Origin of the sequence: Streptomyces sp. NPDC017936, assembly GCF_044328485.1 — a bacterium.
Classification (GTDB): domain Bacteria; phylum Actinomycetota; class Actinomycetes; order Streptomycetales; family Streptomycetaceae; genus Streptomyces.
Window position 1 is genome coordinate 1 of sequence record NZ_JBIRHK010000028.1, and the last position, 23,066, is coordinate 23,066.

The 23,066-nt window shown below is 71.1% G+C and carries 35 protein-coding genes; 34 read left to right on the top strand and 1 reads right to left on the bottom strand.

All coding sequences use genetic code 11. The features are described 5' to 3' along the window. Window positions 1-219 precede the first annotated feature (219 nt). The 33 genes from ACH4F6_RS37555 to ACH4F6_RS37715 all read left to right on the top strand — a co-directional run bounded on the left by ACH4F6_RS37555 (window position 220) and on the right by ACH4F6_RS37715 (window position 21,378). The gene (locus tag ACH4F6_RS37555; RefSeq protein WP_397964977.1) at window positions 220-2,190 is read left to right on the top strand and encodes a DNA polymerase; all 1,971 of its coding nucleotides are present in this window, start codon (window positions 220-222) and stop codon (window positions 2,188-2,190) included. 7 nt (window positions 2,191-2,197) lie between these two features. Further along, complete coding sequence (locus tag ACH4F6_RS37560; RefSeq protein WP_397964979.1) at window positions 2,198-2,401, top strand: hypothetical protein; 204 nt, start codon at window positions 2,198-2,200, stop codon at window positions 2,399-2,401. 110 nt (window positions 2,402-2,511) lie between these two features. Then, a complete protein-coding gene (locus ACH4F6_RS37565; RefSeq protein ID WP_397964980.1) occupies window positions 2,512-3,030 on the top strand; it encodes a hypothetical protein in 519 nt (172 codons plus the stop codon). Window positions 3,031-3,033: 3 nt separating this feature from the next. Then, window positions 3,034-3,237, top strand: a complete 204-nt coding sequence (locus tag ACH4F6_RS37570) for a hypothetical protein (protein WP_397964982.1) — start codon at window positions 3,034-3,036, stop codon at window positions 3,235-3,237. Continuing rightward, the gene (locus ACH4F6_RS37575) at window positions 3,234-3,455 is read left to right on the top strand and encodes a hypothetical protein (RefSeq protein WP_397964984.1); all 222 of its coding nucleotides are present in this window, start codon (window positions 3,234-3,236) and stop codon (window positions 3,453-3,455) included. The genes ACH4F6_RS37570 and ACH4F6_RS37575 overlap by 4 nt, the downstream gene beginning before the upstream one ends. Beyond that, window positions 3,452-4,102, top strand: coding sequence for a hypothetical protein (locus tag ACH4F6_RS37580; RefSeq protein ID WP_397964986.1), 651 nt, complete (start codon window positions 3,452-3,454; stop codon window positions 4,100-4,102). Before ACH4F6_RS37575 ends, ACH4F6_RS37580 begins: the two co-directional genes overlap by 4 nt. Window positions 4,103-4,105: 3 nt before the next feature. Continuing rightward, complete coding sequence (locus ACH4F6_RS37585; RefSeq protein ID WP_397964988.1) at window positions 4,106-4,294, top strand: hypothetical protein; 189 nt, start codon at window positions 4,106-4,108, stop codon at window positions 4,292-4,294. After that, window positions 4,294-4,431 (top strand): hypothetical protein, encoded by a 138-nt coding sequence (locus ACH4F6_RS37590; RefSeq protein ID WP_397964989.1) that lies wholly within the window; start codon window positions 4,294-4,296, stop codon window positions 4,429-4,431. The genes ACH4F6_RS37585 and ACH4F6_RS37590 overlap by 1 nt, the downstream gene beginning before the upstream one ends. Continuing rightward, a complete protein-coding gene (locus ACH4F6_RS37595; protein WP_397964991.1) occupies window positions 4,428-4,691 on the top strand; it encodes a hypothetical protein in 264 nt (87 codons plus the stop codon). Before ACH4F6_RS37590 ends, ACH4F6_RS37595 begins: the two co-directional genes overlap by 4 nt. After that, complete coding sequence (locus ACH4F6_RS37600; protein ID WP_397964992.1) at window positions 4,688-4,906, top strand: hypothetical protein; 219 nt, start codon at window positions 4,688-4,690, stop codon at window positions 4,904-4,906. Before ACH4F6_RS37595 ends, ACH4F6_RS37600 begins: the two co-directional genes overlap by 4 nt. Before the next feature lie 43 nt (window positions 4,907-4,949). Further along, window positions 4,950-5,150 carry a hypothetical protein gene (locus ACH4F6_RS37605; RefSeq protein ID WP_397964994.1) on the top strand — a complete coding sequence of 67 codons (201 nt, stop codon included), beginning with the start codon at window positions 4,950-4,952 and terminating at the stop codon, window positions 5,148-5,150. Window positions 5,151-5,272: 122 nt separating this feature from the next. Further along, window positions 5,273-6,556, top strand: a complete 1,284-nt coding sequence (locus tag ACH4F6_RS37610; RefSeq protein WP_397964995.1) for a DUF6610 family protein — start codon at window positions 5,273-5,275, stop codon at window positions 6,554-6,556. Then, window positions 6,553-6,930 carry a preQ(1) synthase gene (gene queF, locus ACH4F6_RS37615; protein ID WP_397964996.1) on the top strand — a complete coding sequence of 126 codons (378 nt, stop codon included), beginning with the start codon at window positions 6,553-6,555 and terminating at the stop codon, window positions 6,928-6,930. Before ACH4F6_RS37610 ends, queF begins: the two co-directional genes overlap by 4 nt. A 77-nt stretch (window positions 6,931-7,007) precedes the next feature. Then, window positions 7,008-7,694, top strand: a complete 687-nt coding sequence (locus tag ACH4F6_RS37620; protein ID WP_397964998.1) for a ParB/RepB/Spo0J family partition protein — start codon at window positions 7,008-7,010, stop codon at window positions 7,692-7,694. Beyond that, window positions 7,691-8,608 (top strand): hypothetical protein, encoded by a 918-nt coding sequence (locus tag ACH4F6_RS37625; protein ID WP_397965000.1) that lies wholly within the window; start codon window positions 7,691-7,693, stop codon window positions 8,606-8,608. Before ACH4F6_RS37620 ends, ACH4F6_RS37625 begins: the two co-directional genes overlap by 4 nt. Beyond that, window positions 8,608-9,495 (top strand): hypothetical protein, encoded by an 888-nt coding sequence (locus ACH4F6_RS37630; protein WP_397965001.1) that lies wholly within the window; start codon window positions 8,608-8,610, stop codon window positions 9,493-9,495. Before ACH4F6_RS37625 ends, ACH4F6_RS37630 begins: the two co-directional genes overlap by 1 nt. After that, window positions 9,492-10,166, top strand: coding sequence for a 7-cyano-7-deazaguanine synthase QueC (gene queC, locus ACH4F6_RS37635; RefSeq protein ID WP_397965003.1), 675 nt, complete (start codon window positions 9,492-9,494; stop codon window positions 10,164-10,166). Before ACH4F6_RS37630 ends, queC begins: the two co-directional genes overlap by 4 nt. Then, on the top strand, window positions 10,163-10,600 hold the full coding sequence (locus ACH4F6_RS37640; RefSeq protein WP_397965005.1) for a 6-pyruvoyl trahydropterin synthase family protein: 438 nt from the start codon (window positions 10,163-10,165) through the stop codon (window positions 10,598-10,600). Before queC ends, ACH4F6_RS37640 begins: the two co-directional genes overlap by 4 nt. Further along, entirely contained in the window at window positions 10,597-11,316 is a 720-nt protein-coding gene (locus ACH4F6_RS37645) for a 7-carboxy-7-deazaguanine synthase QueE (RefSeq protein WP_397965007.1), read from the top strand. The genes ACH4F6_RS37640 and ACH4F6_RS37645 overlap by 4 nt, the downstream gene beginning before the upstream one ends. Further along, on the top strand, window positions 11,313-11,900 hold the full coding sequence (folE, locus tag ACH4F6_RS37650) for a GTP cyclohydrolase I (RefSeq protein WP_397965009.1): 588 nt from the start codon (window positions 11,313-11,315) through the stop codon (window positions 11,898-11,900). The genes ACH4F6_RS37645 and folE overlap by 4 nt, the downstream gene beginning before the upstream one ends. A gap of 29 nt (window positions 11,901-11,929) precedes the next feature. Continuing rightward, entirely contained in the window at window positions 11,930-12,559 is a 630-nt protein-coding gene (locus tag ACH4F6_RS37655) for a hypothetical protein (RefSeq protein ID WP_397965011.1), read from the top strand. Window positions 12,560-12,746: 187 nt separating this feature from the next. Continuing rightward, complete coding sequence (locus ACH4F6_RS37660) at window positions 12,747-13,829, top strand: dTDP-glucose 4,6-dehydratase (RefSeq protein WP_397965013.1); 1,083 nt, start codon at window positions 12,747-12,749, stop codon at window positions 13,827-13,829. A gap of 203 nt (window positions 13,830-14,032) precedes the next feature. Then, window positions 14,033-14,860 (top strand): hypothetical protein, encoded by an 828-nt coding sequence (locus tag ACH4F6_RS37665; RefSeq protein ID WP_397965015.1) that lies wholly within the window; start codon window positions 14,033-14,035, stop codon window positions 14,858-14,860. A gap of 56 nt (window positions 14,861-14,916) precedes the next feature. Beyond that, the gene (locus ACH4F6_RS37670; protein WP_397965016.1) at window positions 14,917-15,969 is read left to right on the top strand and encodes a transglycosylase family protein; all 1,053 of its coding nucleotides are present in this window, start codon (window positions 14,917-14,919) and stop codon (window positions 15,967-15,969) included. Between the two features lie 111 nt (window positions 15,970-16,080). Beyond that, on the top strand, window positions 16,081-17,451 hold the full coding sequence (locus ACH4F6_RS37675) for a terminase large subunit domain-containing protein (protein ID WP_397965018.1): 1,371 nt from the start codon (window positions 16,081-16,083) through the stop codon (window positions 17,449-17,451). A 57-nt stretch (window positions 17,452-17,508) separates the two neighbouring features. Continuing rightward, window positions 17,509-17,790 (top strand): hypothetical protein, encoded by a 282-nt coding sequence (locus ACH4F6_RS37680; protein WP_397965020.1) that lies wholly within the window; start codon window positions 17,509-17,511, stop codon window positions 17,788-17,790. Window positions 17,791-17,803: 13 nt separating this feature from the next. Further along, entirely contained in the window at window positions 17,804-18,169 is a 366-nt protein-coding gene (locus ACH4F6_RS37685) for a hypothetical protein (RefSeq protein ID WP_397965021.1), read from the top strand. A 115-nt stretch (window positions 18,170-18,284) separates the two neighbouring features. Then, on the top strand, window positions 18,285-18,716 hold the full coding sequence (locus ACH4F6_RS37690; protein ID WP_397965023.1) for a DUF1360 domain-containing protein: 432 nt from the start codon (window positions 18,285-18,287) through the stop codon (window positions 18,714-18,716). A gap of 269 nt (window positions 18,717-18,985) precedes the next feature. Beyond that, on the top strand, window positions 18,986-19,237 hold the full coding sequence (locus ACH4F6_RS37695) for a hypothetical protein (protein ID WP_397965025.1): 252 nt from the start codon (window positions 18,986-18,988) through the stop codon (window positions 19,235-19,237). Beyond that, window positions 19,234-19,836, top strand: coding sequence for a hypothetical protein (locus ACH4F6_RS37700; protein ID WP_397965026.1), 603 nt, complete (start codon window positions 19,234-19,236; stop codon window positions 19,834-19,836). The genes ACH4F6_RS37695 and ACH4F6_RS37700 overlap by 4 nt, the downstream gene beginning before the upstream one ends. 37 nt (window positions 19,837-19,873) lie before the next feature. Next, window positions 19,874-20,422, top strand: a complete 549-nt coding sequence (locus ACH4F6_RS37705) for a hypothetical protein (protein ID WP_397965027.1) — start codon at window positions 19,874-19,876, stop codon at window positions 20,420-20,422. 60 nt (window positions 20,423-20,482) lie between these two features. Further along, window positions 20,483-20,833, top strand: coding sequence for a hypothetical protein (locus tag ACH4F6_RS37710; protein ID WP_397965029.1), 351 nt, complete (start codon window positions 20,483-20,485; stop codon window positions 20,831-20,833). Window positions 20,834-20,838: 5 nt separating this feature from the next. Then, entirely contained in the window at window positions 20,839-21,378 is a 540-nt protein-coding gene (locus tag ACH4F6_RS37715) for a hypothetical protein (protein ID WP_397965030.1), read from the top strand. Window positions 21,379-21,430: 52 nt separating this feature from the next. On the opposite strand, the gene ACH4F6_RS37720 is transcribed toward ACH4F6_RS37715, so the two are convergent. After that, entirely contained in the window at window positions 21,431-22,519 is a 1,089-nt protein-coding gene (locus ACH4F6_RS37720; RefSeq protein ID WP_397965032.1) for a tyrosine-type recombinase/integrase, read from the bottom strand. 185 nt (window positions 22,520-22,704) lie between these two features. Between ACH4F6_RS37720 and ACH4F6_RS37725 the strand changes: the two genes are divergently transcribed. Next, the gene (locus ACH4F6_RS37725) at window positions 22,705-22,998 is read left to right on the top strand and encodes a hypothetical protein (protein ID WP_397965034.1); all 294 of its coding nucleotides are present in this window, start codon (window positions 22,705-22,707) and stop codon (window positions 22,996-22,998) included. Window positions 22,999-23,066: the final 68 nt, after the last annotated feature.

Below are 23,066 nucleotides of genomic sequence, written 5' to 3' on the forward strand. Positions count from 1 at the left end.
GGGGTGCGCTTCCAGGACCCCGGCGAAAAAGACGAGGTCAACCCGGGCGGGGGTGAAGGTGTACCGCCTGTACCCCCTACTCCGGTTAACGGTGAAATCGGCTCTCGTATAGGGGTAACCGGAGCACACGGTACAGGCGGTACACGTCCTCAGACCGACCCCGGGGCGGACCCGTTCGCGGGTGATCCTTTCGCGGAAGCGGAACCCGATCACGCGCCCGTGGCCGCCGTCCCCGCCCCGTCCCCCGCGCCCGAGGCGGAGACCGCCCCGCCGCGCGCCGGCGGCTGCGTCGGGTTCGACCTCGAGACCCACTCCGCCGGCCGCCTGCACACGCACACCGACCTCGGAGGCGACCCGTACGTCCGCCTGTCCGGCTACGTCACCGAGGACGGCGAGGAGGTCGTGGTCAACTCTCCGGCGGAGCTGATCAAGCGGCTGGAGGACGCGGACGAGATCTACGGGCACAACCTGCTCGGGTTCGACCTGATGGCTCTCGCCCGGCACCACGGCGCCGATTACGACAGGCTGGCCGCCAAGACGGTGGACACCATGCGCTGGGCCATGACCGTGGACCCGCCCGGCGCCAAGGGTGAGAAGCCGTGGTCCGTCAAGGGTTACTACTCCCTGGACGGCCTCGCCGCCCGGCTCGGCCAGCCGGGCAAGACGGACAACCTGCGGGCCCTCGCCATCAAGCACGCCCCGGAGGAGGTCGACGGCCGCAAGCTGACCGACGACGAGCGTGCGGAGATCGGGTACGGCCGGATCCCCGCCGACGATCCGGAGTACCGCGCGTACTTCAGCGGCGACCTGAAGGCGACCCGGGGCGTGCGGCGCGCTCTGGGCGAGCCCTCGGACTACGTCCGGCGCGAGATGCGGGTGGCCCACCTCCAGCACCGCATGACGTTCAACGGCTGGCGTGTGGACGTCCCCGAGCTGTCCCGGCTGGTGCAGGCCGAGGCGGACAAGCGGCAGGAGTCGCTGGAGTGGCTGCACGAGAACTGCGGCGTGCCGCTGACCGAGACGGTCGGCCGGGGCCGGGGCAAGAACCGCGTCTTCACCGAGGTACCGCGCAAGTCCCCGCTGTCCTCCAACGAGGGCCGTGAGGCCATCATCCGGGCGTTCGCCGACCGGGGCCTGCCGTACTACCTCAAGACGTCGTCCGGGGTGCTCAGCACCAGCAAGGAGGCGATGGGTGAAGGCGCGTACCTGGTGGGCAAGGGCAAAGAGACCCGCGAGGTGCCCGCCCTGCTCAACCCGAACCGCCGCCCCTTCCACCCGGACGCGGACTGGGCCGCCATCGAGGAGATGGCCGGTCACATCGTCACCGTGACGTCCTCGGTGCAGAAGTACGCGGAGATCCAGAAGCACCTCGTCGGGGACCGGGTGCACCCGAAGGTCGGCGATCTTCAAGCGTCGGGCCGGTGGGCGTACATCAACCCGTCGGTGACCAACATGGGCAAGCGCGGCGGCAAGGTCCACCAGCGGCGCCCGATGATCGCCGACGACGGCACGCTGCTGATCGCATTCGACCTGGACCAGGTCGACATGCGCGCGGTCGCGGGACACAGCCAGGACCCGGCGTACATGGCGCTGTTCGCCCCGGGCATGGACGCGCACAGCATGGTCACCGATGCCGTGTTCGGCCGGGGCAACTGCGGGTGCACCGGACCGAAGCACACCTGCGAGTGGCGGGACAAGGCCAAGGCGTCCGGCCACGGCTGGAACTACGGCATGGGCGTCGACAGCCTTGTCCTCCGCCAGGGTGTCGAGCGGACGGTGGCCCAGCAGTTCGACGACCAGATGAACAGCCAGTTCCCGGGACTGTGCGCCTGGCGGACCGAGATCCGTGAGCGGGGCAAGGCCGGCCAGTTGCTGGACAACGGGTTCGGCCGGCTCATGCGCTGCAACCCCGACCGGGCGTGGACGCAGGCGCCAGCGCTCATGGGCCAGGGCGGCGCCCGGGACATCATGTGCGAGGCCCTGCTGCGGCTGGTGGACATGATCCCCGAGGCGACCGAGTGGCTGCGCTGCGTCGTGCACGACGAGGTGGTCCTGTGCGTCCCCGACCACATGGCAGACGGCGTGAAGGACGCGGTGCTGGAGGCGTTCACGTTCGAGTTCAAGGGCGTGCCGATCACGGCCGGGGCGAGCAAGGCGGCCTGGTCGTGGGACGCCTGCTACGAGAAGTGAGGCAGCCGTGACCACGATCGGACAGGAGCTGTGCCCGGCGTGCGGCCGGGTGGTGTGGCTGGTCAGGCTGCACACCGGGCCGGCGTACTGGCACGGGCCTGACCGGCAGTCCGACTGCCTCGAGCCCGGATTCGTCCGGCCGGACGAGGCCGAGGCGGTCCGGCGCATCCGGGAGCGCGAGCCGGACCTGGTGGCGAGGGCCCACCCGTGACGCGGCGCCGGGACAGCTCCCGAGGGGTTGTCCCGGCACCCTGGCCGTGGTTTAATTAAATCGAATGTCCCGGCGGTCGCCCGGGGCACGACCAAGGAAGGCAGGACCGGATGACGGACGAGGAGTACGAGGCCGCAGCGCGCGGCATCGACCGCATCGAGCGGGCCCGGCGGAGCATCGACCGCCGCCGGTACACCGACCGGGTCGGCAACGACTGGAAGCCGGGCGAGCAGGGTGAGGCGCACCCGGAGGTCGTCGGCACCTACGGCAAGGCCGTGCTGGACTACAGCGACGACGGCCTGCGGTTCCAGGTGAACGGCTACACCTACGACGGTCACGCCCTGTACCGGCGGGAGTTCGCGTCGCTGGACGCGGCGCTGCGCAACGGCTCCCGCGTCGCCAACGAGGGTCCGACGCCGGCCGAGCACGTGGAGGCCTGGAACGCGCACCACTCCATCGGTCGGGCGGTCCGCTACTGGACCGGCTTCCGGGAGGGCGCCGGCATCAAGGGGCGCACCCGCAGCGCGGCCACGGTCCTCGGCGGGCACACCGCTGTCGTCTGGGTCACCGGGCATGACGCCTGCATCGCCCTCACCCACGTCAAGCCGATCCCGGAGACGGAGGCCTGAGCCATGGCGAAGCAGAGTGAGGTCATCGGCCCCCGCACTCACGAGAGCAAGAGCTGGTTGCGGAAGATCGGGCGGTCCACCTACCGGTTCCGGCTCTGGGACAACGGCACGCACAAGCGCATGGAGGTCCACCGTTCCATCGGCGGCCGGGGCCGCCACTGGGAGCCCGTGCACGAGTGGATCCAGACGAAGGAGACGAGCCGGTGAACGCTCTGACCCCGAAGACCTTGAGCGAGCTGAGGCTGAGGCACGCTCAGCTCACCGACCGGGCCGAGACCCTGCGCGGAGCGCAACGGGCCTGCCTGCCGACCGCGCCCCGGTTCACCGCGCTGGGCCGGGAGATACGCGACGTGCAGGCGAGGGCCGACGACTACGCGGCCATCCTGGCCGCCGTCCAGACCAAGGAACTGAGGAAAGCGTCATGACCACCACGCTGGAGCGCCTGGCCACCGGGGAGAGGCACGACCCGGAGATCCTGCTGCCGAACACGTACAGCACCCTGCTGCACACCGTGGAGACGCGGTGCCCTTGCGGCAGCACGGCGTCCGTCCGTGACGGCCTGCTGGGCACCCACGAGCCGAGGAAGGTGTGGGACGCGAACGGAACCCAGATGCGCGCGGTCATCCGGGACGCCTACGGCGTCGGGGCCACCTGCCGCTACAGCGGCCGGACCGTCACCCTGGCCGCAGCCCTGGAGCGCGACAACGCCCTGACTCCGGCGGAGCGGCACGCCCGGGACGTCACGGTGGCCTGGCTGGAGGCGGGCATCGTGAACAAGGCGCCGGCCGGCTACGCCCTGCCCAAGCCGGTCGCCGCCCTGTTCGCCCTGGCGGAGGCCAACGGCTGGACCACGGCGCAGGCGTGGGCGCCCGGGGACGACGGGTTCCTCTTGAACCTCCGGGTGGGCCGGCCGGGCGGCTGGCAGTACGACCTTTCCTACTTCGTCGCCCCCGGCGTCGCGCGCCGGACCCGGTTCGGGCTGTGCCACACCCCGGAGCGGCTGAGCCCGCATGACACCCCGTCGCTCAAGGCCATCACGGCCGCGATCCGGGCCAACCCGGTGGAGGGCTGAGCGGTGAATAGGCGTGAGGCCCGGCGAGAGGCCAACTTCCGGGCAGGGCTCATCCTGGAGTCCGTGTTGGCGGCCGGCTGGTCGTCCGACCCGGACGTGGTGGAGCGGTACGGCCAGGATGTCGCGGATGTCATCGCGGAGGAGATGGAGAGCATCGCGCAGTCCCTGCGCAACCGGGGAGGGCGGGAGTAGTGGGCCGGGCCAGCGGCGGCGGCACCTGCCCCCTGTGCGGCAACTACGCCTCGTTCACCACCCGGGGCGCCCTGTACGTGCACCGGGGCGACGTGCGCGTGATGATCGGCCGGCGGATCCCGGAGGCGACGGCATGAGCGTCCATCTGGAGTGCGACCGCTGCGGGCAGCAGGAGCAGACGTCCAGCGTGATGCTGTTCGCAGGCACCTGCGGACCGGGGATCCCGACGGCGCGGCCCGAGTTGCCGGCCGGCTGGGTCCGGCCGCGACTGCCCAACGAGGACGGGTCGGCGGACTACCGGGAGCTGTGCCCCGGGTGCCGGACTGACCTGCTCAACTTCATGAAGGGCGTCGCCCTCCCCGGCCGGACGTTCCCGGCGGAGGAGGAGGAGTCATGAGCCGGCGGCCGGGGCCGCCCTGCGGCAACAACCCGAACGTCCGGCTCACCCCGGGCGACAGGGCGGTGGTGGAGGAGTTCCGGGCGTACCTGGCCGCGCGGAGCCGGCCGTGCCCCGGCTGCGGCCACCGGGGCCACAAGGGCATGGTCTGCCGGGCGCCCGGCGACGTGGACGAGTGCGGTTGTGAGGGGAGAACGGACGATGCTCAGGGATGAACGGCGCGGGACAGCGGTTCCGCCCCGGATACAGCCGACCGCCGTGTCCTGTGCGCTGTGCGGCAGCGTGGTGCGGGTGGGCGACGGCGGGCTGCTGGCCGTTCACCCGGGGAAGGAACTGGCGGCCGACGGCCTCCGGGTCGTCATCTGCAAGGCGTCGCGGTTCACCCCGGACGGGGCCCGGACGCTGGCCGTGCGCGAGGCGGCGGACCTGGACGCCCTGCGGATGCGTGCACACCCCTGACCCGTCGGCAGGCGAAGCCCCGGAGCCTTCCCGGCCCGGGGCTTCGCCGTGCTCCGGAACGATCATGGTCTGTTGCGGATCTACCATCGCCGCGACGTCGGACCATGAACGAAGGGGTGCGGATGACGGCGCGCTACGTGGAGACGAGGGACGTCCCGCTCACCGACCTCGCCCCGTTCCCCGGCAACGCGAGGCGCGGGGACGTCGCCCGCATCACGGAGTCCGTGGAGCGCAATGGCCAGTACCGCTCCCTGGTCGTCCGGCAGGGCGACGACGGCACGCTGGTCGTCCTCGCCGGAAACCACACACTCCAGGCACTTCAACGCCTCGGACACACGGCGGCCAGGTGCGAGATCGTCCAGTGCGACGACGGCACCGCCACGCGGATCAACCTGGTGGACAACAAGGCCGCCGACGAAGGCGACTACGACTCCGAGGCCCTGGCCGTGCTGCTCGCGTCCATGGACGACCTCGCCGGCACCGGGTACGACCCGTACGACGTGGACTCGGTCGCCACCGACGCGGCGGGCCCGGCATGGGAGGCGGGCCAGGCACGGGAGCTGGAGCAGGCGAGGGACGTACTATCCGCCGAACCGCAGGCGGCGCCATCGGGCCGCACACTCGCCCGGCACGTTCCGCTGGACGTGATCTTCTCCAACTCCCGGTTCTTCTGCGCGACCATGGCCGGGTACGAGATGGGGTTCCAGCCGGGCATCATCTCCACCGCCCTCAGCGCGGCGCGACTGCTGAACCGCCGCATGCCGAACCTGCGCCTTGGCTTCATGGACAACGAGTGGCATGACTACGACCACGCCAAGCACGTGGCAGCCGTGGCGGAGACGAAGCCGAAGTACGCCACCGTGCGCGATGTGATGACGAAGGCGCAGTGCGAGGCCGCAGGCGTCGAGTTTTACCCGCTGGAGCGGATCCTGGAGATGGCCTCCGAGGTCGCCGAGCACGCGGACCACGTGATCATCATCCCCAAGTACGACTGTCTGGACCGGATCCCCGAGGAGTACGTGGTCGGCTTCTCTGTGCCCACGTCCTACGGCGGCACCCCGATGCCCGCCGAGGCGCTGGCCGGCCGGCGCGTGCATCTGCTGGGCGGGTCCTGGGCCAACCAGCGCAAGTATCTCGCCATCCTCGGCGATGACGTGGTGTCCCTGGACAACAACCACCTTGGCCGCATCGCCGAGTTCGGATCCTTCTACCTGCCCAGCGGACAGGTGGCCCGCCTGCCCGACTTGCACCCCGACATGCCGCGCACCTGGCAGGCCGCGTGTGTCCTGTCGCTCGCGTCCATGCGTGACGACCTGAACGCCACTTTCGCCACCCGCATGGAGCCGCTGGTGGACGACGGCGCGCCCGAAGCCCCGCGACCGCGACCCGAGGAGTCCGCCGCATGACCAGGTACCTGGGCCGCAGCCACACCGCGCCGATCGACGCTGCGGACGTGGACGTCGTGGACGTCCACCCGGAGACGGGCGACGTGGAGTTTGCCACGGAAGAATTCCAGGCCGTGTGCCCGGTGACGGGCCAGCCGGACGTCTACGCCTTGACGATCCGGTTCGTGCCCGACGGCCGGTCGCTGGAGTCCAAGTCCCTGAAGCTGTACCTCTGGTCGTTCCGGGACCGGGGCCTGTACGCCGAGGATATCGCCGCGACGATCGCCCGGGACCTGTCGGGTGTCCTCGGGCGGGCCGTGCAGGTGAGGGCTGTGCAGCGCCCGCGCGGCGGCCTGACCCTCACCGCCTCCGCCCTCGTCGGCCCGCCCGCCTGAACCGACACGCACCGGAACGATCATGGTCTGTTCCGGTCTTAACATCGCCGCGACGTCGGACCATGGAGGGTGCAGCGATGCTCACGACCGTTGGAACCGAGCGGGTTCCCCTGGAAGACCTCGAGCCGTTCCCGGGCAACGCGCGCCGGGGCAACGTGGAGCTGATCCTGGACTCCCTGCGCGCGAACGGCCAGTACAAGCCGCTCACCGTGCGCCGCAAGGACGGGACGTTCACGATCCTCGCCGGGAACCACACCTTCCTCGGGCTGCTCCGCCACGAGGAGGACGGCCGCGACGCCTGCGCGGACTGGGAGCTGTCCAACGACCGGCCGTGCCAGCTCTGCATCGCCGTGGACAAGGACGACCCGACCGCGCTCGCCCACCTCATCGAGTGCGACGACGCCACAGCCCGGCGCATCAACGTGGTGGACAACAAAGCCTCCGACGAGGGCGACTACGACCAGCAGGCCCTCGACGCCATCCTCGCCACATTCGACGGCGACCTGGTGGGCACCGGCTACAGCGCCAGCGAGGCCGACCTGTTCGCCGCCACGCCGGCGGTGCCCGAGGCACCTCCGTCCCTGGACGACCTCGCCGAGCAGTACGGGGAGCCGCAGGAGACCGACCTGTGGCCGGTCATCCGAGTGCGCGTCCCGCCGGCCGTGCGCGACGACTTCATGGAGCTGACCAAGGACTGCGAGGACCCGTCCGACGACTCGGTGCGCTTCATGGCGCTGGTGCAGCGGGTGAGGAACGCCGCGTGACACCGCTGCGCTGCCTGCTCTCCTACGCCTTCTTTCGCAGCGTCGACCTGGCGGAGCTGGTGGGCGAGCTGCGCGCGGCCTACGGCGGGCCGGTGGAGGTGTTCGCCGACTCGGGTGCGTTCTCCGTCGCCACCACCGGCGCCACGGTGCGCCTGAAGGACTACGCGGCCTGGCTGGAGGAGTGGTCCCCGGTCATCACCACGGCGGCCACCCTGGACGTCATCGGCGACCCGGACGCCACGGCCCGCAACACCGAGGCCCTGCTAGGCGCTGGACTGCGCGTCCTGCCCACCTTCCACGTTGGCACGCCCTGGTCCGTCCTGGAGCGGCTGTGCAGGGCGTACCCGTACCTGGCCCTGGGCGGCATGGTCCCGCACACGAAGTATCCGCAGGAGGTGATGCGCTGGCTCATCCGGGCATTCCGCATCGCCGCCGACCACGGCGCCGTCTTCCACGGCTTCGGCCAGACGCGGGCGGCCACCCTCGCGGCCCTGCCGTTCTACAGCGCGGACTCCTCCACGTGGATAACCGGGGCGAAGTACGGGGGCATGGCCTTGTGGGACCCACGGCACACGGTGGTGATGCGGCTTCAGACCGGCGTGCCGGCGGAGGCCCGGAGGCACGCCCGACTGCTGCGCGACCACGGCGCGGACCCGGCGGTCGTCGGCCGGCCGGGCTTCGCCCACACCAGTCACCGCACCGCCGAGGAGCACCGGGTCGAGTACGACATGATGCGGGCGACGTCCATGCGTGCCTTCCAGCGCCTCGGGCAGTGGCTGGAGCAGCGGCACGCAGTCCCGGCCCCGCCCGGCTGGACGACCACCGGCACCTGCCTGTTCCTCGCCTTCGTGGACCGCAAGCAGCTCGTCCTCGCCGCGCGCACCCTCGGGGGTGAGCTGTGTTCCGTTTCCTGATGTCGTTCCACTACGGCCGGACCACCGACCTCCAGCGGATCGTGGACGCCTACGGCGGACCCACCGAGGTGTTCGCCGACTCGGGCGCCTTCTCCGCCGCCACCCTCGGCACGACGATCCGCCTCGCTGACTACGCGGCCTGGCTGAAGGACTGGCAGGGGGTCCTCACCACGGCCGCCACCCTGGACGTCATCGGCGACCCGGACGCCACCCAGCGCAACACGCTCGCGCTGGAGGACATGGGGCTCCGGGTGCTCCCCGTCTTCCACACCGGTTCCCCGTGGAGCCGGCTGGAGAAGCTGTGTGCGCGGTACCCGTACGTCGCCCTCGGCGGAATGGTCCCGTACACCCGGATGTACGGCGAGGTGATGCGCTGGCTGGTCCGGTGCTTCCGCATCGGAGCTGAGCACGGCACCGTCTTCCACGGCTTCGGCCAGACCAACGTCACCGCCATGGCTGCCCTGCCGTTCTACTCTGTCGACTCGTCCACCTGGTCCCTCGGCGCTCGCTTCGGCTCGCTACGTCTGTGGGACGAGGGCTCAGCACGCATCCGGCAGATATACGTGGGGCGCCCCGGCGAGGCTCGCAAGCTTGCCCCGTTGCTGCGCGGGCACGGCGTCGACCCGGACGACGTCTCCCGTCCGGGCTTCGCGTTGAAGGCAGGCAAGCCGCCCGAGCAGTTCCGCCGTGAGGACGTTCTGCTGCGCGGCACGCCGGCTGTCGCCTTTCATCGCCTCGGCCGGTGGCTCCAGCGCCGCCACGACGTCGCCCCGCCACCCGGCTGGACCTCCCGGGGCACCTGCTTGTTCCTCGCGGACACGACCGTCAGCAACTTCATTCCTGCCGCGTACGCCATCGCCGCCGACCTACGGAAGGACACTCCGTGATCAAACCCCTCGCCGTGCTCTCGTTCTCCGGGGGCATGGATTCCACGACCCTGGCCGCCCGCTACGCGTCCAAGGGCTACGACCTGCTCCTGCTGTCGTTCAACTACGGCCAGCGCCACCGCCGGCGCGAGCTGGAGGCGGCGGCCGGGATCGCCGGATACCTGGGCGCGGAGCACCACGTCGTCGACCTGTCCTCCGTCGCTCCGCTGCTGCCCGGCACGGCCCTGACCGACCCGGGCGTGGACGTCCCCGATGGGCATTATGCGGAGGAGTCGATGAAGTCGACCGTGGTGCCCAACCGCAACGCCATCATGGCGTCCATCGCCCTCGGGGTGGCCTCGGCCCGGGGTGCGGAGCTGATCGGTCTGGGTGTCCACGCCGGCGACCACGCCGTCTACCCGGACTGCCGCCCGGAGTTCGTGGAGGCGCTGCGCGAGATGGCGGCCGTCGCCCTCGCCGGGATGCACGTCCCGCAGATCGCCACCCCGTTCGTCCACATGACGAAGACGGAGATAGCTGCCTACGCGGACAGCATCAAGGCGCCGGTCCACATGTCCTGGTCCTGCTACAAGGGCGGCGAGGTGCACTGCGGGACCTGCGGCACCTGCACCGAGCGGAAAGAGGCGTTCGCCGACGCCGGCCTCACAGACCCGACGGAGTACGCGGCATGAACGGTGTGACGGTCCGGCACAATTTCGAGACGGCGCACCGGCTGCCGCACCTCGGCGGCAAGTGCTTCAACCTGCACGGCCACTCCTGGTGGGCGGAGATCACCGTGGCGGCGCCGGCGCTGAACGGCGAGGGCATCGTCGTGGAGTTCGGTGCCTTCAAGCGGGCCGTGCGCGAGTGGATCGACACCCACCTGGACCACGGCGCGATGCTCGGCACCGACGACCCGCTGCGCCCCGTGCTGTGCTCCATGGGCTGCAAGGTGTTCGAGTTCGAGGACGGCTGGCCCACCGTGGAGGCGACGGCGGAGCTGCTGGCGTCCGTCGCCTCGGGGATCCTCGCCACGGTGCCGCACGCCGACGGCGCCCGCGTGGTGAACGTGGACGTGCGCGAGACGGCCGTCAACGAGGCGTCGTGGACCGGGGAGCAGCCGTGAGCGGCCCGGCGCGGCCGTCCCTGGTCGTCTCCGAGATATTCGGGCCCACCGTGTCCGGCGAGGGCCCGACGCTGGGGCAGCGCTGCTCCTTCCTGCGCCTGGGCGGCTGCAACCTCACCTGCACGTGGTGCGACTCCGCGTGGACGTGGGACGCCTCCCGGCACGACCTGCGCGCCGAGCTGACGCGCATGGGCGCGGAGACCGTCGTCGGGCGGCTGCTGGACACCGGCGTGAGGTTCGTCATCGTCTCGGGCGGTGAACCCCTGCTCCAGCAGGGCTACCCCGGCTGGGGCGCGGTGCTGCGCGGCCTGACCGGCGCCGGCGTGCGGGTGGAGGTGGAGACGAACGGCACGGTGGAGCCCACCGGGGAGTCGGTGCGGCTGCTGGCCCGCTTCATCGTGTCCCCGAAGCTGGGGCACTCGGGGGTGGCCCGGGAGCGGCGCATCAACGGCCCGGCGCTCAAGGCGCTGGCCGCCACGGGGAAGGCGGTGTTCAAGGTCGTCTGCCGCGACGCCGACGACGTCGCCGAGGCGGAGGAGGAGCTGGTGGCCGCGCACGGCATCCCGGCCCGGCGGGTGTGGGTGATGCCCGAGGGGACCGACTCCGCCACCCTGTCCCGCCACCTCGCCGCCATCGCCGACCCGGCGGTGGCGGCCGGATTCAACGTCACCACGCGGCTGCACGTGCACGCGTGGGGAGATGAGAGGGGCCGATGAGCGAGACCTTCACCGAGGCGCTGCGCGCCTGGTTCGCCGGCCGGGGACTGGACCCCGACTCCGAGGCCCTGGCGGGCACGCCGGACCGGATGCTGCGGGCGCTGGAGGAGTTCACCGCCGGGTACGCACAGGACGCCGGCGCCCTGCTGGGGCGGACGTTCGACGTCGACCATCCGGGGCAGCCCATTGCCGTGACCGGCGTGGAGTTCACGAGCGTGTGCGAGCACCACCTGCTGCCGTTCACCGGCACGGCGGACATCGCCTACCTGCCCTCCCCGGGCGCACGGGTGGCGGGGCTGTCCAAGCTGCCCCGGGTCCTGGACGTGTACGCGCGCCGGCTCCAGACGCAGGAGCAGCTCACCAAGCAGATCACCGACGTGCTCGACAAGCACCTGGACACCCTCGGCTCCGCCTGCGTGATCCGCTCCGAGCACGGCTGTCTGGCCCACCGTGGGGCACGCAAGCCGGGCGCGGTGATGGTGACCGCCTCGTTCACCGGCGTCTACCTGAGCGACCGGGAGGAGCGCGCAGACCTGTTCGACATCATCGGTACGCCTTCGCGCGGTGCGCGGCGGGGCTGGTGAGCCGTTAATCGTTAGGGAGGCTAAGGACCATGGCGAAGGGTGACCCGCCCAACCAGCAGCCCAGCCACCGGGCGATGGTGGCGCAACGCCGGGCGAGAGCCATCGAGCTGAAGAACCGGGGCCTGTCCTGGCAGCAGGTCGCCGAGCAGATGGCCCCGGCCTACCTGGACTCCGACGGCCAGCCGTCGGCCGCCGCAGCCTGCGTGGACGTCTCCCGCGCGCTGAAGCAGGCCAACAAGGAACTGTCGATGGGGCTGGAGGAGTACCGCGAGGCGGCGCGGATGCGGCTGGACGGCCTGCGCCGCCAGGTCTACGCGGTCCTCGCCCGGCCCCACTACGTGCTGCACGCCGGGCAGATCGTCAACGGCCCCGACGGCCAGCCGATGCGCGACGACGGCCCCGTGCTGGCGGCCGTGGACCGGCTCATGCGCATCGAGGAGCGCCAGGCCAAGATCGACGGCACGGACGCCTCGGAGAAGCTCACCATCGCCCTGGACCGCCGCGTGGACGAGGAGACCACGGTGGTGGTGGAGGCCATCCTGGCCGGCGCCAACGCGGTGGAGATGGAGCCGGCGCAGCGGCAGCGGATGCTCGAGGCCGCCGGCGCGCACCTGCGTACGATCGAGGGCGAGGTCGTCGGCGAGACGGAGGAGTCGTGAGGCGAGGCGTAGCCGCTGCTCCCCACGGGTAAGTGGACCACCGGGAGCGTTGTCCACGTACCCGCACTGAGGAACCGCCCGGCGCCGCACCGGGCGGTTCTTTCGTGTCTCCGAGGCCGTTCGGCGATTTCCCTGTCCGTGGCTACTCTGCGGCCACGGATCACGGACCAAGGAGACAGGGGGCGCCGTGCGCGTTCTGCTGACCGGTGCGTCGGGCTTCGTCGGAAGCCACGTTCTGCGCCATCTGCTCGCCCACACGGACTGGGACATCGTCTGCCCGGTGTCGTTCCGCCACAAGGGACTTCCCGCACGCGTCGCCTCGGCGGTGTGCGACACCGACTGGGCCGACCGCGTGGACATCGTCCACTGGGACATGCGCGCCCCGGCCGACCCGTTGACGCTGCACCTGCTCGAGGGCTGCGACGTCATCATGAACGTGGCCTCCGAGAGCCACGTGGACCGCTCCATCGCCGACCCGGCCGGCTTCGTTCAGAACAACGTCGCGCTGATGCTCAACGTGCTCGAGGTCGCGCGGGCCATCGAGCCCCGGGTGCTGCTCCAGATGTCCACGGACGAGGTGTACGGCCCCGCCTACGGCGAGCACCGGCACACCGAGTGGGAGCCGGTTATCCCGTCCAACCCGTACAGCGCATCCAAGGCGGCGCAGGAGGCGGTGGCGGTCAGCTACTGGCGGACCTACGACGTGCCGGTGGTCATCACCAACACCATGAACATCATCGGGGAGATGCAGGACCCGGAGAAGTTCCTACCCATGGTGGTGCGCGGCCTGCGCGACCGTCTGCCGATCACGGTGCACACCGCGCCCGACGGCACCCCCGGCTCCCGTTTCTACCTGCACGCGCGCAACCTCGCCGACGCCTGGCTGTTCCTGGCCCGCCGGTACACCGAGGACGCGCCCGACGTGACGACGATGAGCGGCGAGACGTACCGCATCGCCACGGGGCCGGCCCGCTACCGCGACGGCGCCTCCACACGGCCCGAGAGGTACCACATCGTCGGCGAGCGCGAGGTGGACAACATCGAGATGGTGCACCTGGTCGGCCGGATCCTCGGGCTGGACGAGGGCGCCGTGGACGGCCTGATTCAGCGCGTGTCCTTCCACGCCTCGCGGCCCGGCCACGACCTGCGCTACGCCCTGGACGGCTCGCTGCTGGCCCGGCTCGGGTGGAAGCCGCCGGTGCCGCTGGAGGAGTCGCTGGCGCGCACGGTGCACTGGACCCTGAGGCATCCCGAGTGGCTGGCCTTGTGAGCACCCGGTTATGGCGCCGGGGTGTCTGGTCGGCCGACTGGCCCCGCAGTGGTTTAGATAAATCACTGTAGGGGGATTTAATTAAATGAGAGTGTCCCGGCCGTACCGGAGGATCCGACCCGGGCGACGCCGGACGACAAGGACCCCGGGCCAGTGGACGTGGCCCGGGGTCCACACCAATCTACGGAGGGAGCCGCCCGACCATGGACACCCCGCCCAGGCGGACCTTCGCCGTCCTCACCGACCGTCAGCGGCGCATCCTGTGGCTGCTGTCCACGGGGTACACCCGGGAGGACATCGTCCGGGAGATCCCCGGGGAGACGCCCGGCGGAATCAAGAGCGCCTGCACGCGCATCTTCCGTCTGCTCGACGCGGCCACGGCCGCGCAGGCCGTCCGCAACGGGTTGCTGAACGGACACATCGGCCCGTACGCGGACTGCGGCACCCTGGCCGCCTACCGCAAGCACATCAAGCGGGACGAGACCATCTGCGCGGCCTGCAAGCGCGGCAACCGCGAACGGGTGGAGGCCGAGGCCGCGCTGAAGACCCGCCGGGTCCGGCTCACAGAGCCGCAGACGAAACTGCTGCGGGCGTTCGCCGCCGGGCGCACGGTGGAGCAGTTGTGCTCCCGATGGGGTGTCAGCCAGCACCGGATCAAGGCCCTCACGGCGTCCGTCTACCTCGCCCTCGGCGTGGACCATCTGCCGCAGTCGGTGCGCCGCGAGGCCGCGCTGAAGGAAGCCCGGATGCGTGGGATCCTCGGCGTCCAGCCGCCGGACTCCGTCCCCAGCACGGCCCGCCCGGTCACCCTGTCCGACACACAGGTGAGGATCCTGGTGGAGCTGGAGGCGGGTGCGTCCCTCTCCGAGGCCGCCCGGCGCCTGAACCTGCATCCGGGCACCTGCTCGTCCCGGCTGAGCGAGGTCTACCGGCGCCTGGATGTGGCCTGGATGGACAAGGACACCCGCCGCACCGAGGCCCTGCGCCGGGCCCGCGCGCACGGCCTGCTGCCCGAGCCGGCGTCCACCTGAGTCGTTTGGCCGTTTCGTGACCTCGTCGTACCGTGCCCGGCCGGAGGTGGTCACCCATGGCCAAGCACCGCAGCATGTCCGTGTCCGGCGCCGCGATCCTAGGATCGACGGGCGCCGTCGTGACACTGCTCAGTACCGGCACCCCGGCCCAGGCGGCGAGCCTGGAGACCTGGGACAAGGTCGCCAAGTGCGAGTCCGGCGGCAACTGGTCGATCAACACGGGGAACGGGTACTACGGGGGACTTCAGTTCAGCGCGTCGACATGGGCGGCCTACGGGGGCCGCTCTTTCGCGTCCCGGGCCGACCTGGCGACCAAGGCGCAGCAGATCACCGTGGCGGAAAGAGTCCTCGCCGGACAGGGCCCCGGCGCCTGGCCCGTGTGCGGCGCCCGCGCGGGCCTCGCCCGGGGCGGAGCCGCGCCGGAGGTGAAGACGTCCACACCCAAGGCGAAGCCCAAGACGGTGGGCCAGGGCGTCGCGGCCAGGGCCGTGGCCTTCGCCCGGGGAGCCCTCGGCAAGCCGTACGTCTACGGCGCCACCGGCCCCGGTGCCTACGACTGCTCCGGGCTCACGCAGGCCGCGTGGCGCTCCGCCGGCGTCGCCATACCCCGCACCTCGCAGGCCCAGTGGGCCGGCCTCGCCCGCGTACCCGCTTCGCAGGTGCGGCCCGGGGACCTCGTCGTCTACAACGGCGCCCGGCACGTCGCGCTCTACATCGGCGACGGGAAGATCATCGAGGCGCCGCGCCCCGGCAAGGCCGTGCAGGTCGCGCCGTGGCGGTCCGGTTGGTACGCCTCGCACTTCACCGGCGTCGTCCGGCCGGCCGGCGTCTCGGTCGTCGTCCAGGTGGTGCCCGAGGGCCGGGACGAGAAGCCGGCCGCGCCGAAGCGGGACAAGGGCCGGGACGCCGGCTCGTCCCTGGCGGCGAGGATGGCCACCGGCCGCTACACCGTGCGCCCCGGTGACAACCTGTCAGCCATCGCCGCCGTCCACGGCTTCCCCGACTGGCGCCGGCTGTACGACGCCAACCGGGACAAGGTCTACGACCCGGACCTCGTCTTCCCCGGCCAGGTGCTGCGGATCCCGGACAACAACGGCGAGGCCGCGTAGACTCGGGCCGCTGGCTCCAACCGGCATCGAGCCCGCCTCCCCGTCCCCGTGGAGGCGGGCTCTGTCACGCTCCGGAAACCGCGCGCCGCCGCACAGCCGACAATGGCGGGCATGGTGGACCGGATGCTGAGCCGCAGTGCGGCGGAGAAGCTGCTGATGCACGCGGCCACCCTCACGCAGCCGCGATGGACCCCGCTGCCCCACCAGGTCCCGCCGCCCGGCGACTGGTACGGCTGGCTGCTCCTGGCGGGCCGTGGCGCCGGCAAGACGGACGCCTGCGCCCGGTACGTCCACGAGCACGTCATGGGCCCGCCGTGCCTGCCCGGCCCCGTCCCGCACTGGGTCGGCATCATCGCCCCGACCCTCGGCGACGCGGCCACGTCCTGCTACGCCGGTCCGTCGGGCCTCCGGGTGCACAGCCCCGAGGCGAGGATGGTCACCGTCCAGGGCGGCACGGTCATCCGGTGGCCGAACGGGTCCGAGGCGAAGGTGTTCGGTGCGGACGACCCGGGCAGCATCGAGCGCCTGCGCTCGGGCGGCAACCGGTGCCTCGCCTGGCTCGAGGAGATGGCCGCGTGGCGGTACCTGGACGACACCTGGGACCAGATGCGTTTCGGTCTGCGCACGGGGCCGAGGCCCCACTGGGTCGCCTCAACCACCCCCAAGCCCCGGGCGTTGATCAAGAAACTGTCGTCCGGAGGGGTGCCCAACGTCGTCCTGTCCCGGGCGTCGATGTACGACAACCCTCACCTGCCCCAGCACATCCGGGACGCGCTCGAGGACGCCTACTCCGGAACGCAGATCGGCCGGCAGGAACTCCACGCCGAGATCATCGACCAGGACGAGAACGCGCTGTGGACCCGCGCCATGATCGACAACCACCGGGTGCGCCCCAGCGACCTGCCGCCCCTGGTGCGCAAGTCGGTCGGCGTGGACCCGTCGGGCGGCCGGGGCGAACAGGGCATCATCGTGGTGGGCAAGGCGATGGTGGAACACCTGCGGGTGGTCAACGGCCGGGAGCGCCCCGCACAGCTCGCCCACGGCTACGTCCTCGCCGACCGCACCTGCCACCTCTCCCCGGACGGCTGGGGCCGCCGGGCCGTGCAGGCTGCCGTCGACCACGAGGCGGACGACATCTGCGTGGAGACCAACTTCGGCGGGGACATGGCCGTCAACACCATCCGCGCGGCGGCCGACGCCATGGGCATCAACATCCCCATCAAGGTGGTGCGCGCGACGCGGGGGAAGAAGGTGCGCGCGGAACCCGTCAGCGCGCTGTCCGAGCAGGGCCGTTGGCACCTGGCCGGGGAGTTCCCGGAGCTGGAGGACCAGATGTGCACCTGGTACGACGAGCTGGACTGGTCCCCGGACCGGCTGGACGCGATGGTGTGGCCGGCCTGGCACCAGCGGATCGTCAAGCCGACGATGACCGGCACGACGTCGTCCAAGGGCCTGGCGACGGCCACGCGCACCATCGGGTGAGATGGTGAATCGGCGGATCTGCCCTACCCTGCCCTGGTCTATCTCGGGAGGGACGCCGTGCGGCACTTCCGCTACTGGGGAGCGGTCTACATCCTCGCCCTGCTGTTCGCCGGGTCGTGGGCCGGCCAGGCATGGGCCATGCAGCCGGAGATCCACGACAAGGGCTGGGTGGAGTTCTGGTCCGCGACGTTCGAGAACTGGCAGAGCGAGTGGCTGCAACTGGTGTTCCAGGCAGTCCTGCTGCTCGGCGCCAAGCACCTGATGTTCAAGGCCGACGCCCGGGACCTGGAGCGCATCGAGGCAAAGCTGGACCGGGCGCTGGCCCGGACCGAGCGGTGAACCGGAGGTAATCATGGGCAAGGTCTACGGGCGGGAGCCGGCGGTGTGGCTGGCCGCAGTCGGCGCGGTGTGGCAGATCCTCTCCGCGTTCGGGCTCGGGTTCGACGCGCAGCTTCAGTCCATCATCACGGCCGTCGTCGCGGCCGTCCTCGGCGTCATCGTCGCCGTGCAGGTCGGTGACGGGATCATCGCGGCCGTCAACGGCCTCGTGGTCGCCGGCGTCTCGCTGGCCTCCTACTTTGCGTTCGAGTGGGGCGCCGAGACGCAGGCGCAGGTCGTCGGCGCCGTCATGCTGCTCGTCGCCTGGGTCGTCACCAGGCCCAACGTCACGGCGCCGGTCCCGGCAGTCGTATCCCCTCCCGGCAAGCTGGTGGCTTGACGCAACCCGGCCACCTGGCGGAACGTCTCCCCTACGGCGGGGCGCTCGGCCTGGTGGCCACCTCCAACTCGTCGCCCGACAGGGCGTCCCGTCCACGGACCCTGGAGCCCAGACCGTGCCCACTTGGCTGCTCATCGCCTGCATGATCCTCGCCGCCTACCGCGCCTCCCGCCTCGCCGTGAAGGACACGTTCCCGCCGGTGCTCTGGCTGCGCGACCGCCTCGCCGGCGGCTGGCGCCCCCTGACCGAACCGGAGCAGGAGAAGTGGGCGCCGGGACGTCCACGGGAAGAGGAAGGGTTCATCCGGCATCCTGCGCTGGGCACCCTCGCGGTCATCGACGGTGAGCTGAACAGGTACGTGCGCCGGGCGAAGTGGAGCCCGCACTGGCTGGCGGAGCTGGTGAGCTGTCCGTGGTGCGTGTCCGGATGGCTGTCCGCCGCCCTCACGGCCGCCGTGGCGTTCACCGTCGGCGTCCCGGCCCCGTTCCTCGTGTGGGGCGCGGTGTGGGCCGGCGCGGCCCTGCTCGCCTCGCGGGAATGGGCCTGAGAGACGCCGCACGCAACGAAGCCCCGCCCGTTCCCGGGCGGGGCTTCTGTTTCCCCGCCGACGCGGGGACGAGGTCGAGCACTGAAACGGAACACCCCCGCGTACGCGGGGAGCAAGAGACGCTGCTCTACTCATGCGGTCCATCCCCGCTGACGCGGGGACTGCCGGTCGCCCGGCGGGACTCACTATGGCACACGGCGCGGATACCCCGCAGGCGAACCGCGCGGATCACGCCCGGCTTGTCGGTGGCAGCCGATAGCCTGCGGCCCATGGACGTCACCAGGAACCCCGACGGCAGTCACCAGCCGCCCTACAACCCGGAATGGCCGCCGCACCTCCAGCTCGAATGGGTGGCGGGCGTCGCTGCCGAGGAGACCGGGCTGCGCATCAACGTCATCAATCTGGGTGACGACAAGTACGCGCTCCACGTCGGCAGCAGCGGACAGTCCCCGATGTCCCTCTCCGACGCGTACGCCTTCCTGGACGGCGTCCAGACCGGAGCACGGGAGGCCCGGCGATGAGCGCTAAGTGGACCGACCAGCGCCTGGTGCGCGTGGACCGGAGCTACGACCTGGAGCGGGCCAGCGATGGGTTCTCCCGGTTCGGCGAGTATCTGCGGCTGAACGCCAGCCTGTTCCGCGACGCCTGGCGGGACGAGCCGGCGCCTGTCAAGGACCCGGCGGAGTTCGCTGTGCACGCCTGGCGGGTGGCGACCTCACCGGTGATGGCGCCAGGCTATGTCCGGTGCCGTCCGGACCTGCACGGCGTCACCCTGCACCGGGATGACTACGATCACGCGCTGTACGCCGAGGTCCGGGTGCCCCTGCGCCACCACCACCTGTACGCAGGCGAGAAGAAGTTCCCGTACGCCTGGCAGGACTGGGAGGCCGAGCGCTACGACGCCCCGTTCCCGGAGCTGGAGGAGCCGCGCGAGACCAAGCGGCCGGCCGTCCTCGCGTCGGCGGTCGTCCGCGTGCCGGGCGGGGAGTGGAGCGGCCTGGTTACCCCGTCCGCCTACGAGGGCCGCACCCTCACCAACGAGGCCATGGAGACCGTGTCCATCGTGGTGCAGTACGTCAACGAGGACGCCGGCCCGATTGTGGAACGTCTGCTGAGTTGAGCCCCGGCTGTCGGTGGCAGCCGATAGCCTGCGGACCATGACGACCGAGGAACCCCGGGGCGCCCGCACGCACGCCGTCCCGCTGCCCGAGGCCCGCCGGGTGAAGCGCGCCATCGACTCACTGGAGACCGGGCTGGACGTCCGCAGGCCGGCTGGCGCGCAGCATCCGATGGGGGACGCGGGCTACGCCGCGCAGTACCTCGGGATGCTCAAGGGCCTCGTGGCGCAGGTCGAGGAAGGGCTGCGCGGCGGGCCGTTGCAGACGGACGTGCAGAAGGGGTGGTTCGCCGCCTACGAACGTGACGTCCCGTCGATGCTGGCCAACACGGCCGCACAGCTCCGGAGTCTGTCCGAGTTCGCCCGGCAGGGCATCGTGCAGGTGCCGCACGCCTCGCAGCAGATGTCCGTCGCGGCCGCAGCCCTGCTCGCCGCGCATCATGCCTTCGCCGCCGCCTCCGAGATCGCGGTGGGTGTCGGCTCCCCGGACTTCCACGACGACGAGGTGATCAAGCAGTCGGAAGAGATGTACGCGGCGGCCGACATGCTCACCGACTACGTGACGCAGAAGCGGGCCGAAGGGTTGTAGTCCGGCCGGGCCTATGATTTAATCAAATCAAGGAACACCGACCAAGGAACGGGGACCACCATGAGCATCCTGCACACCACCCACGGCACGTGGCGGACGCTGAAGACCACGGAGCAGGTCTTGGGACTGGTGCACGTCGAGGGCTACAGCGTCGAGGAAGCCGTGGAGGAGATCCGCGACGATGCGGCGCGCGGTCAGGCCACCGCGTACAACACCCTGAGCCCGCAGCGGAAGGCCGAGGCCATCGCCGCGAGCACCGCCATGACCGAGCTGGGTATCGAGATCGCGCGGAGTCTCCTGAAGGGCGAGCAGGCGGACGCGCTGGGCGTCGTGAGTGAGGCCCGGAAGGTCGCCGAGCAGCACCTGAAAGAGGCCGGCCGGACGGTCCCCACCCTCGGGACCGAGGGCTGACCGTCATGAGCAACCTGAAGATGAACCGCACACCCCGTGTCCCCGCAGCCGACGCCGTGGAGGTCGGCAGCCTGCTGCGCGACCCGGCCGGCCGGAGGTACGTCGTGGTCCGCAAGAATGGCCGCGACTACTGGACCGCCGAGCTGGACGACGTTCAGTGCTACGTGGACGGCCAGGGGATGTACGACGAGGTCGCCGCGCCCGAGGGCTGGGACGAGGCCAGCTACCCGCAGACCGTGGCGGGCACAGCGGCACCCGAGATCGTCGCCGCCCTGCGCGCGGCTGTGGAGTACGAGGAGAAGCTGCGCGCCATCATGGTGCACGTCCCGCCGTCGCAACACCGCCGCCTGTACAACGCGTCGCAGGACGTGCACAACTGCACGGCGTACATCGCCCGGAATCCCGAGAGCGCCGAGCGCTTCCGCGACCTCCGTGCCCGCGAGTTGCGCAAGGTCGTGGACATCACCGGTACGGAAGCCAACGCGGCCATTGCCGTCGGACTGGACGGCGAGACCGTCGCCCGGTTCCTGGCCGGACAGGACTGACCGCCCCCGCTGCACGAAGCCCCGGAGCCTCACGGCCCGGGGCTTCGTCATGTCACAGGAACCTGTCCACCAGACCCTCGTAGACCTTCACGGCCGCCGCCGCGTGCGTGCGCTTGAGCGCCTCGTCGTCCCTGCGGCGGATGTACCGCATCGTCGTGGAGAGGTGACTGTGGTCGGCGAAGCGCCGGATGTCGTCCGGGTCCACGCCCTCGTCGTACATGTGGGTCAGCTTGCTCGCCCGCAGCACGTGCGGGGTGAGGTCCCGGCCGGGCAGGACGCCGGCCGAGCGGCCGAGGCGGTTCAGCAGCCGGTCCACGGCGTGCCGGTCCATCGGCCGGCCGTCGTCGTCCAGCAGCAGCGGGCCCGACTCGCGGCCGTCCCAGCACCGGGCGCCCAGCTCGCACAGCAGCGGCGGCAGCGTGAACACCCTGCCCTTGCCGCCCTTGCGGGTGAGATCCAGGCGGCACTTCCCGCCCGCCTCCTTCAGGTCGTGCATGCCGGCGGCGCAGCACTCCGACACCCGGCCAGCCAGCGTGTAGATGAGAACCGGCACGAGGGCCTGCCGCGCGGTGGTCGCCTGCGCGACGACGGCCTGGAACTCGGGCACCTCGAGAACCGGTGTCATCGCCGTCTCGTCGTTCTGGTCGATCACCGGACGGTCATGCTTGGTGATCGGGTTGATGATGTTCAGGCGGGTGCGGAACCGGGTGTACTCGATCAGCGAAGTCAGCGAGGACGCCAGGCGGTTGACCCGCCGCGCGCCCAGGCCGATGTCCTCCGTCCACGCGCGCCAGGCTGGGATGACGTCCGAGGTGATCGCCCCGAGGTACCACGGCTCCGTCCCCACCAGCTCCCGGCCGGCGCGCGCCCAGTGCCGGACGTCGTCCGCGTACTCGCGCCGGGTGCCGTCGGACGTGAACCGCTCGGAGGACAGCCACCCCACGACGTGCTCGAACGTCTGCGCCTCGCACAGCCCGTGCAGCAGGTCCAGCCGGTGCACGCGCGGCCCGAGCCGGCGGGTCCTCGGGTCCCGGGGCGCGACCGTGCCCAGCCGCTCACGCAGCCGCATGACCGCGCGCAGCGCCGGGTCGTCGGCGGCGAGGGTTCCGGGTTCCGTGGTCGTGATCGTGGTGGTGGTCACGGGCGAGGAGCCTACCGGAGCTCAAGATCATTTAGAGCGCCAAACACACGTTTTGCGCTTCGCCAGGAGCGGTTCTGCGGGAACGGCGTTCCGTGGCACCCTGCGGGTTGCACGGTCGGCGGCATCTATGATTTAATTAATTCATCGGGCGGAGAACCCGACGACCAAGGAACGAGGAGATGGCTGTGAACAGTGCACTGATTGCCAACGAGGTCCAGAACGTCGCGCCGTCTGGGCTGCGCGAAGGCGACGAGTTGCGCGACCCCGCCACCTACGAGCCGTTCGGTATCGTCACCAAGACGACGCGGAAGCGCACGGGGCACGTGACCGTCTGGTACCGCAACGTCAAGCAGGACGTTACGTATCTGGACCTCCCCAAGTCCGTAAAGCAGGTCAAGATCAGCCGACGCTGCCAGGACTGCCACGGCAACGGCTGCGCACCGTGCGAGTACAGCGGCCACCAGGCCCGTCGGTCCTGACGTCCCGCTCACCGAAGCCCCGGAGCATCGCCGCTCCGGGGCTCCGGTCATTCGGCCGTATCGCCGAG

Bases quoted from the DNA above. Each gene is read 5' to 3' on its own strand.
- ACH4F6_RS37565 (WP_397964980.1), top strand. From the start codon at position 2,512: ATGACGGACGAGGAGTACGAGGCCGCAGCGCGCGGCATCGACCGCATC.
- ACH4F6_RS37570 (WP_397964982.1), top strand. From the start codon at position 3,034: ATGGCGAAGCAGAGTGAGGTCATCGGCCCCCGCACTCACGAGAGCAAG.
- ACH4F6_RS37580 (WP_397964986.1), top strand. From the start codon at position 3,452: ATGACCACCACGCTGGAGCGCCTGGCCACCGGGGAGAGGCACGACCCG.
- ACH4F6_RS37595 (WP_397964991.1), top strand. From the start codon at position 4,428: ATGAGCGTCCATCTGGAGTGCGACCGCTGCGGGCAGCAGGAGCAGACG.
- ACH4F6_RS37600 (WP_397964992.1), top strand. From the start codon at position 4,688: ATGAGCCGGCGGCCGGGGCCGCCCTGCGGCAACAACCCGAACGTCCGG.
- ACH4F6_RS37610 (WP_397964995.1), top strand. From the start codon at position 5,273: ATGACGGCGCGCTACGTGGAGACGAGGGACGTCCCGCTCACCGACCTC.
- queF (WP_397964996.1), top strand. From the start codon at position 6,553: ATGACCAGGTACCTGGGCCGCAGCCACACCGCGCCGATCGACGCTGCG.
- ACH4F6_RS37620 (WP_397964998.1), top strand. From the start codon at position 7,008: ATGCTCACGACCGTTGGAACCGAGCGGGTTCCCCTGGAAGACCTCGAG.
- ACH4F6_RS37630 (WP_397965001.1), top strand. From the start codon at position 8,608: ATGTCGTTCCACTACGGCCGGACCACCGACCTCCAGCGGATCGTGGAC.
- ACH4F6_RS37640 (WP_397965005.1), top strand. From the start codon at position 10,163: ATGAACGGTGTGACGGTCCGGCACAATTTCGAGACGGCGCACCGGCTG.
- folE (WP_397965009.1), top strand. From the start codon at position 11,313: ATGAGCGAGACCTTCACCGAGGCGCTGCGCGCCTGGTTCGCCGGCCGG.
- ACH4F6_RS37655 (WP_397965011.1), top strand. From the start codon at position 11,930: ATGGCGAAGGGTGACCCGCCCAACCAGCAGCCCAGCCACCGGGCGATG.
- ACH4F6_RS37665 (WP_397965015.1), top strand. From the start codon at position 14,033: ATGGACACCCCGCCCAGGCGGACCTTCGCCGTCCTCACCGACCGTCAG.
- ACH4F6_RS37670 (WP_397965016.1), top strand. From the start codon at position 14,917: ATGGCCAAGCACCGCAGCATGTCCGTGTCCGGCGCCGCGATCCTAGGA.
- ACH4F6_RS37675 (WP_397965018.1), top strand. From the start codon at position 16,081: ATGGTGGACCGGATGCTGAGCCGCAGTGCGGCGGAGAAGCTGCTGATG.
- ACH4F6_RS37685 (WP_397965021.1), top strand. From the start codon at position 17,804: ATGGGCAAGGTCTACGGGCGGGAGCCGGCGGTGTGGCTGGCCGCAGTC.
- ACH4F6_RS37695 (WP_397965025.1), top strand. From the start codon at position 18,986: ATGGACGTCACCAGGAACCCCGACGGCAGTCACCAGCCGCCCTACAAC.
- ACH4F6_RS37700 (WP_397965026.1), top strand. From the start codon at position 19,234: ATGAGCGCTAAGTGGACCGACCAGCGCCTGGTGCGCGTGGACCGGAGC.
- ACH4F6_RS37705 (WP_397965027.1), top strand. From the start codon at position 19,874: ATGACGACCGAGGAACCCCGGGGCGCCCGCACGCACGCCGTCCCGCTG.
- ACH4F6_RS37710 (WP_397965029.1), top strand. From the start codon at position 20,483: ATGAGCATCCTGCACACCACCCACGGCACGTGGCGGACGCTGAAGACC.
- ACH4F6_RS37715 (WP_397965030.1), top strand. From the start codon at position 20,839: ATGAGCAACCTGAAGATGAACCGCACACCCCGTGTCCCCGCAGCCGAC.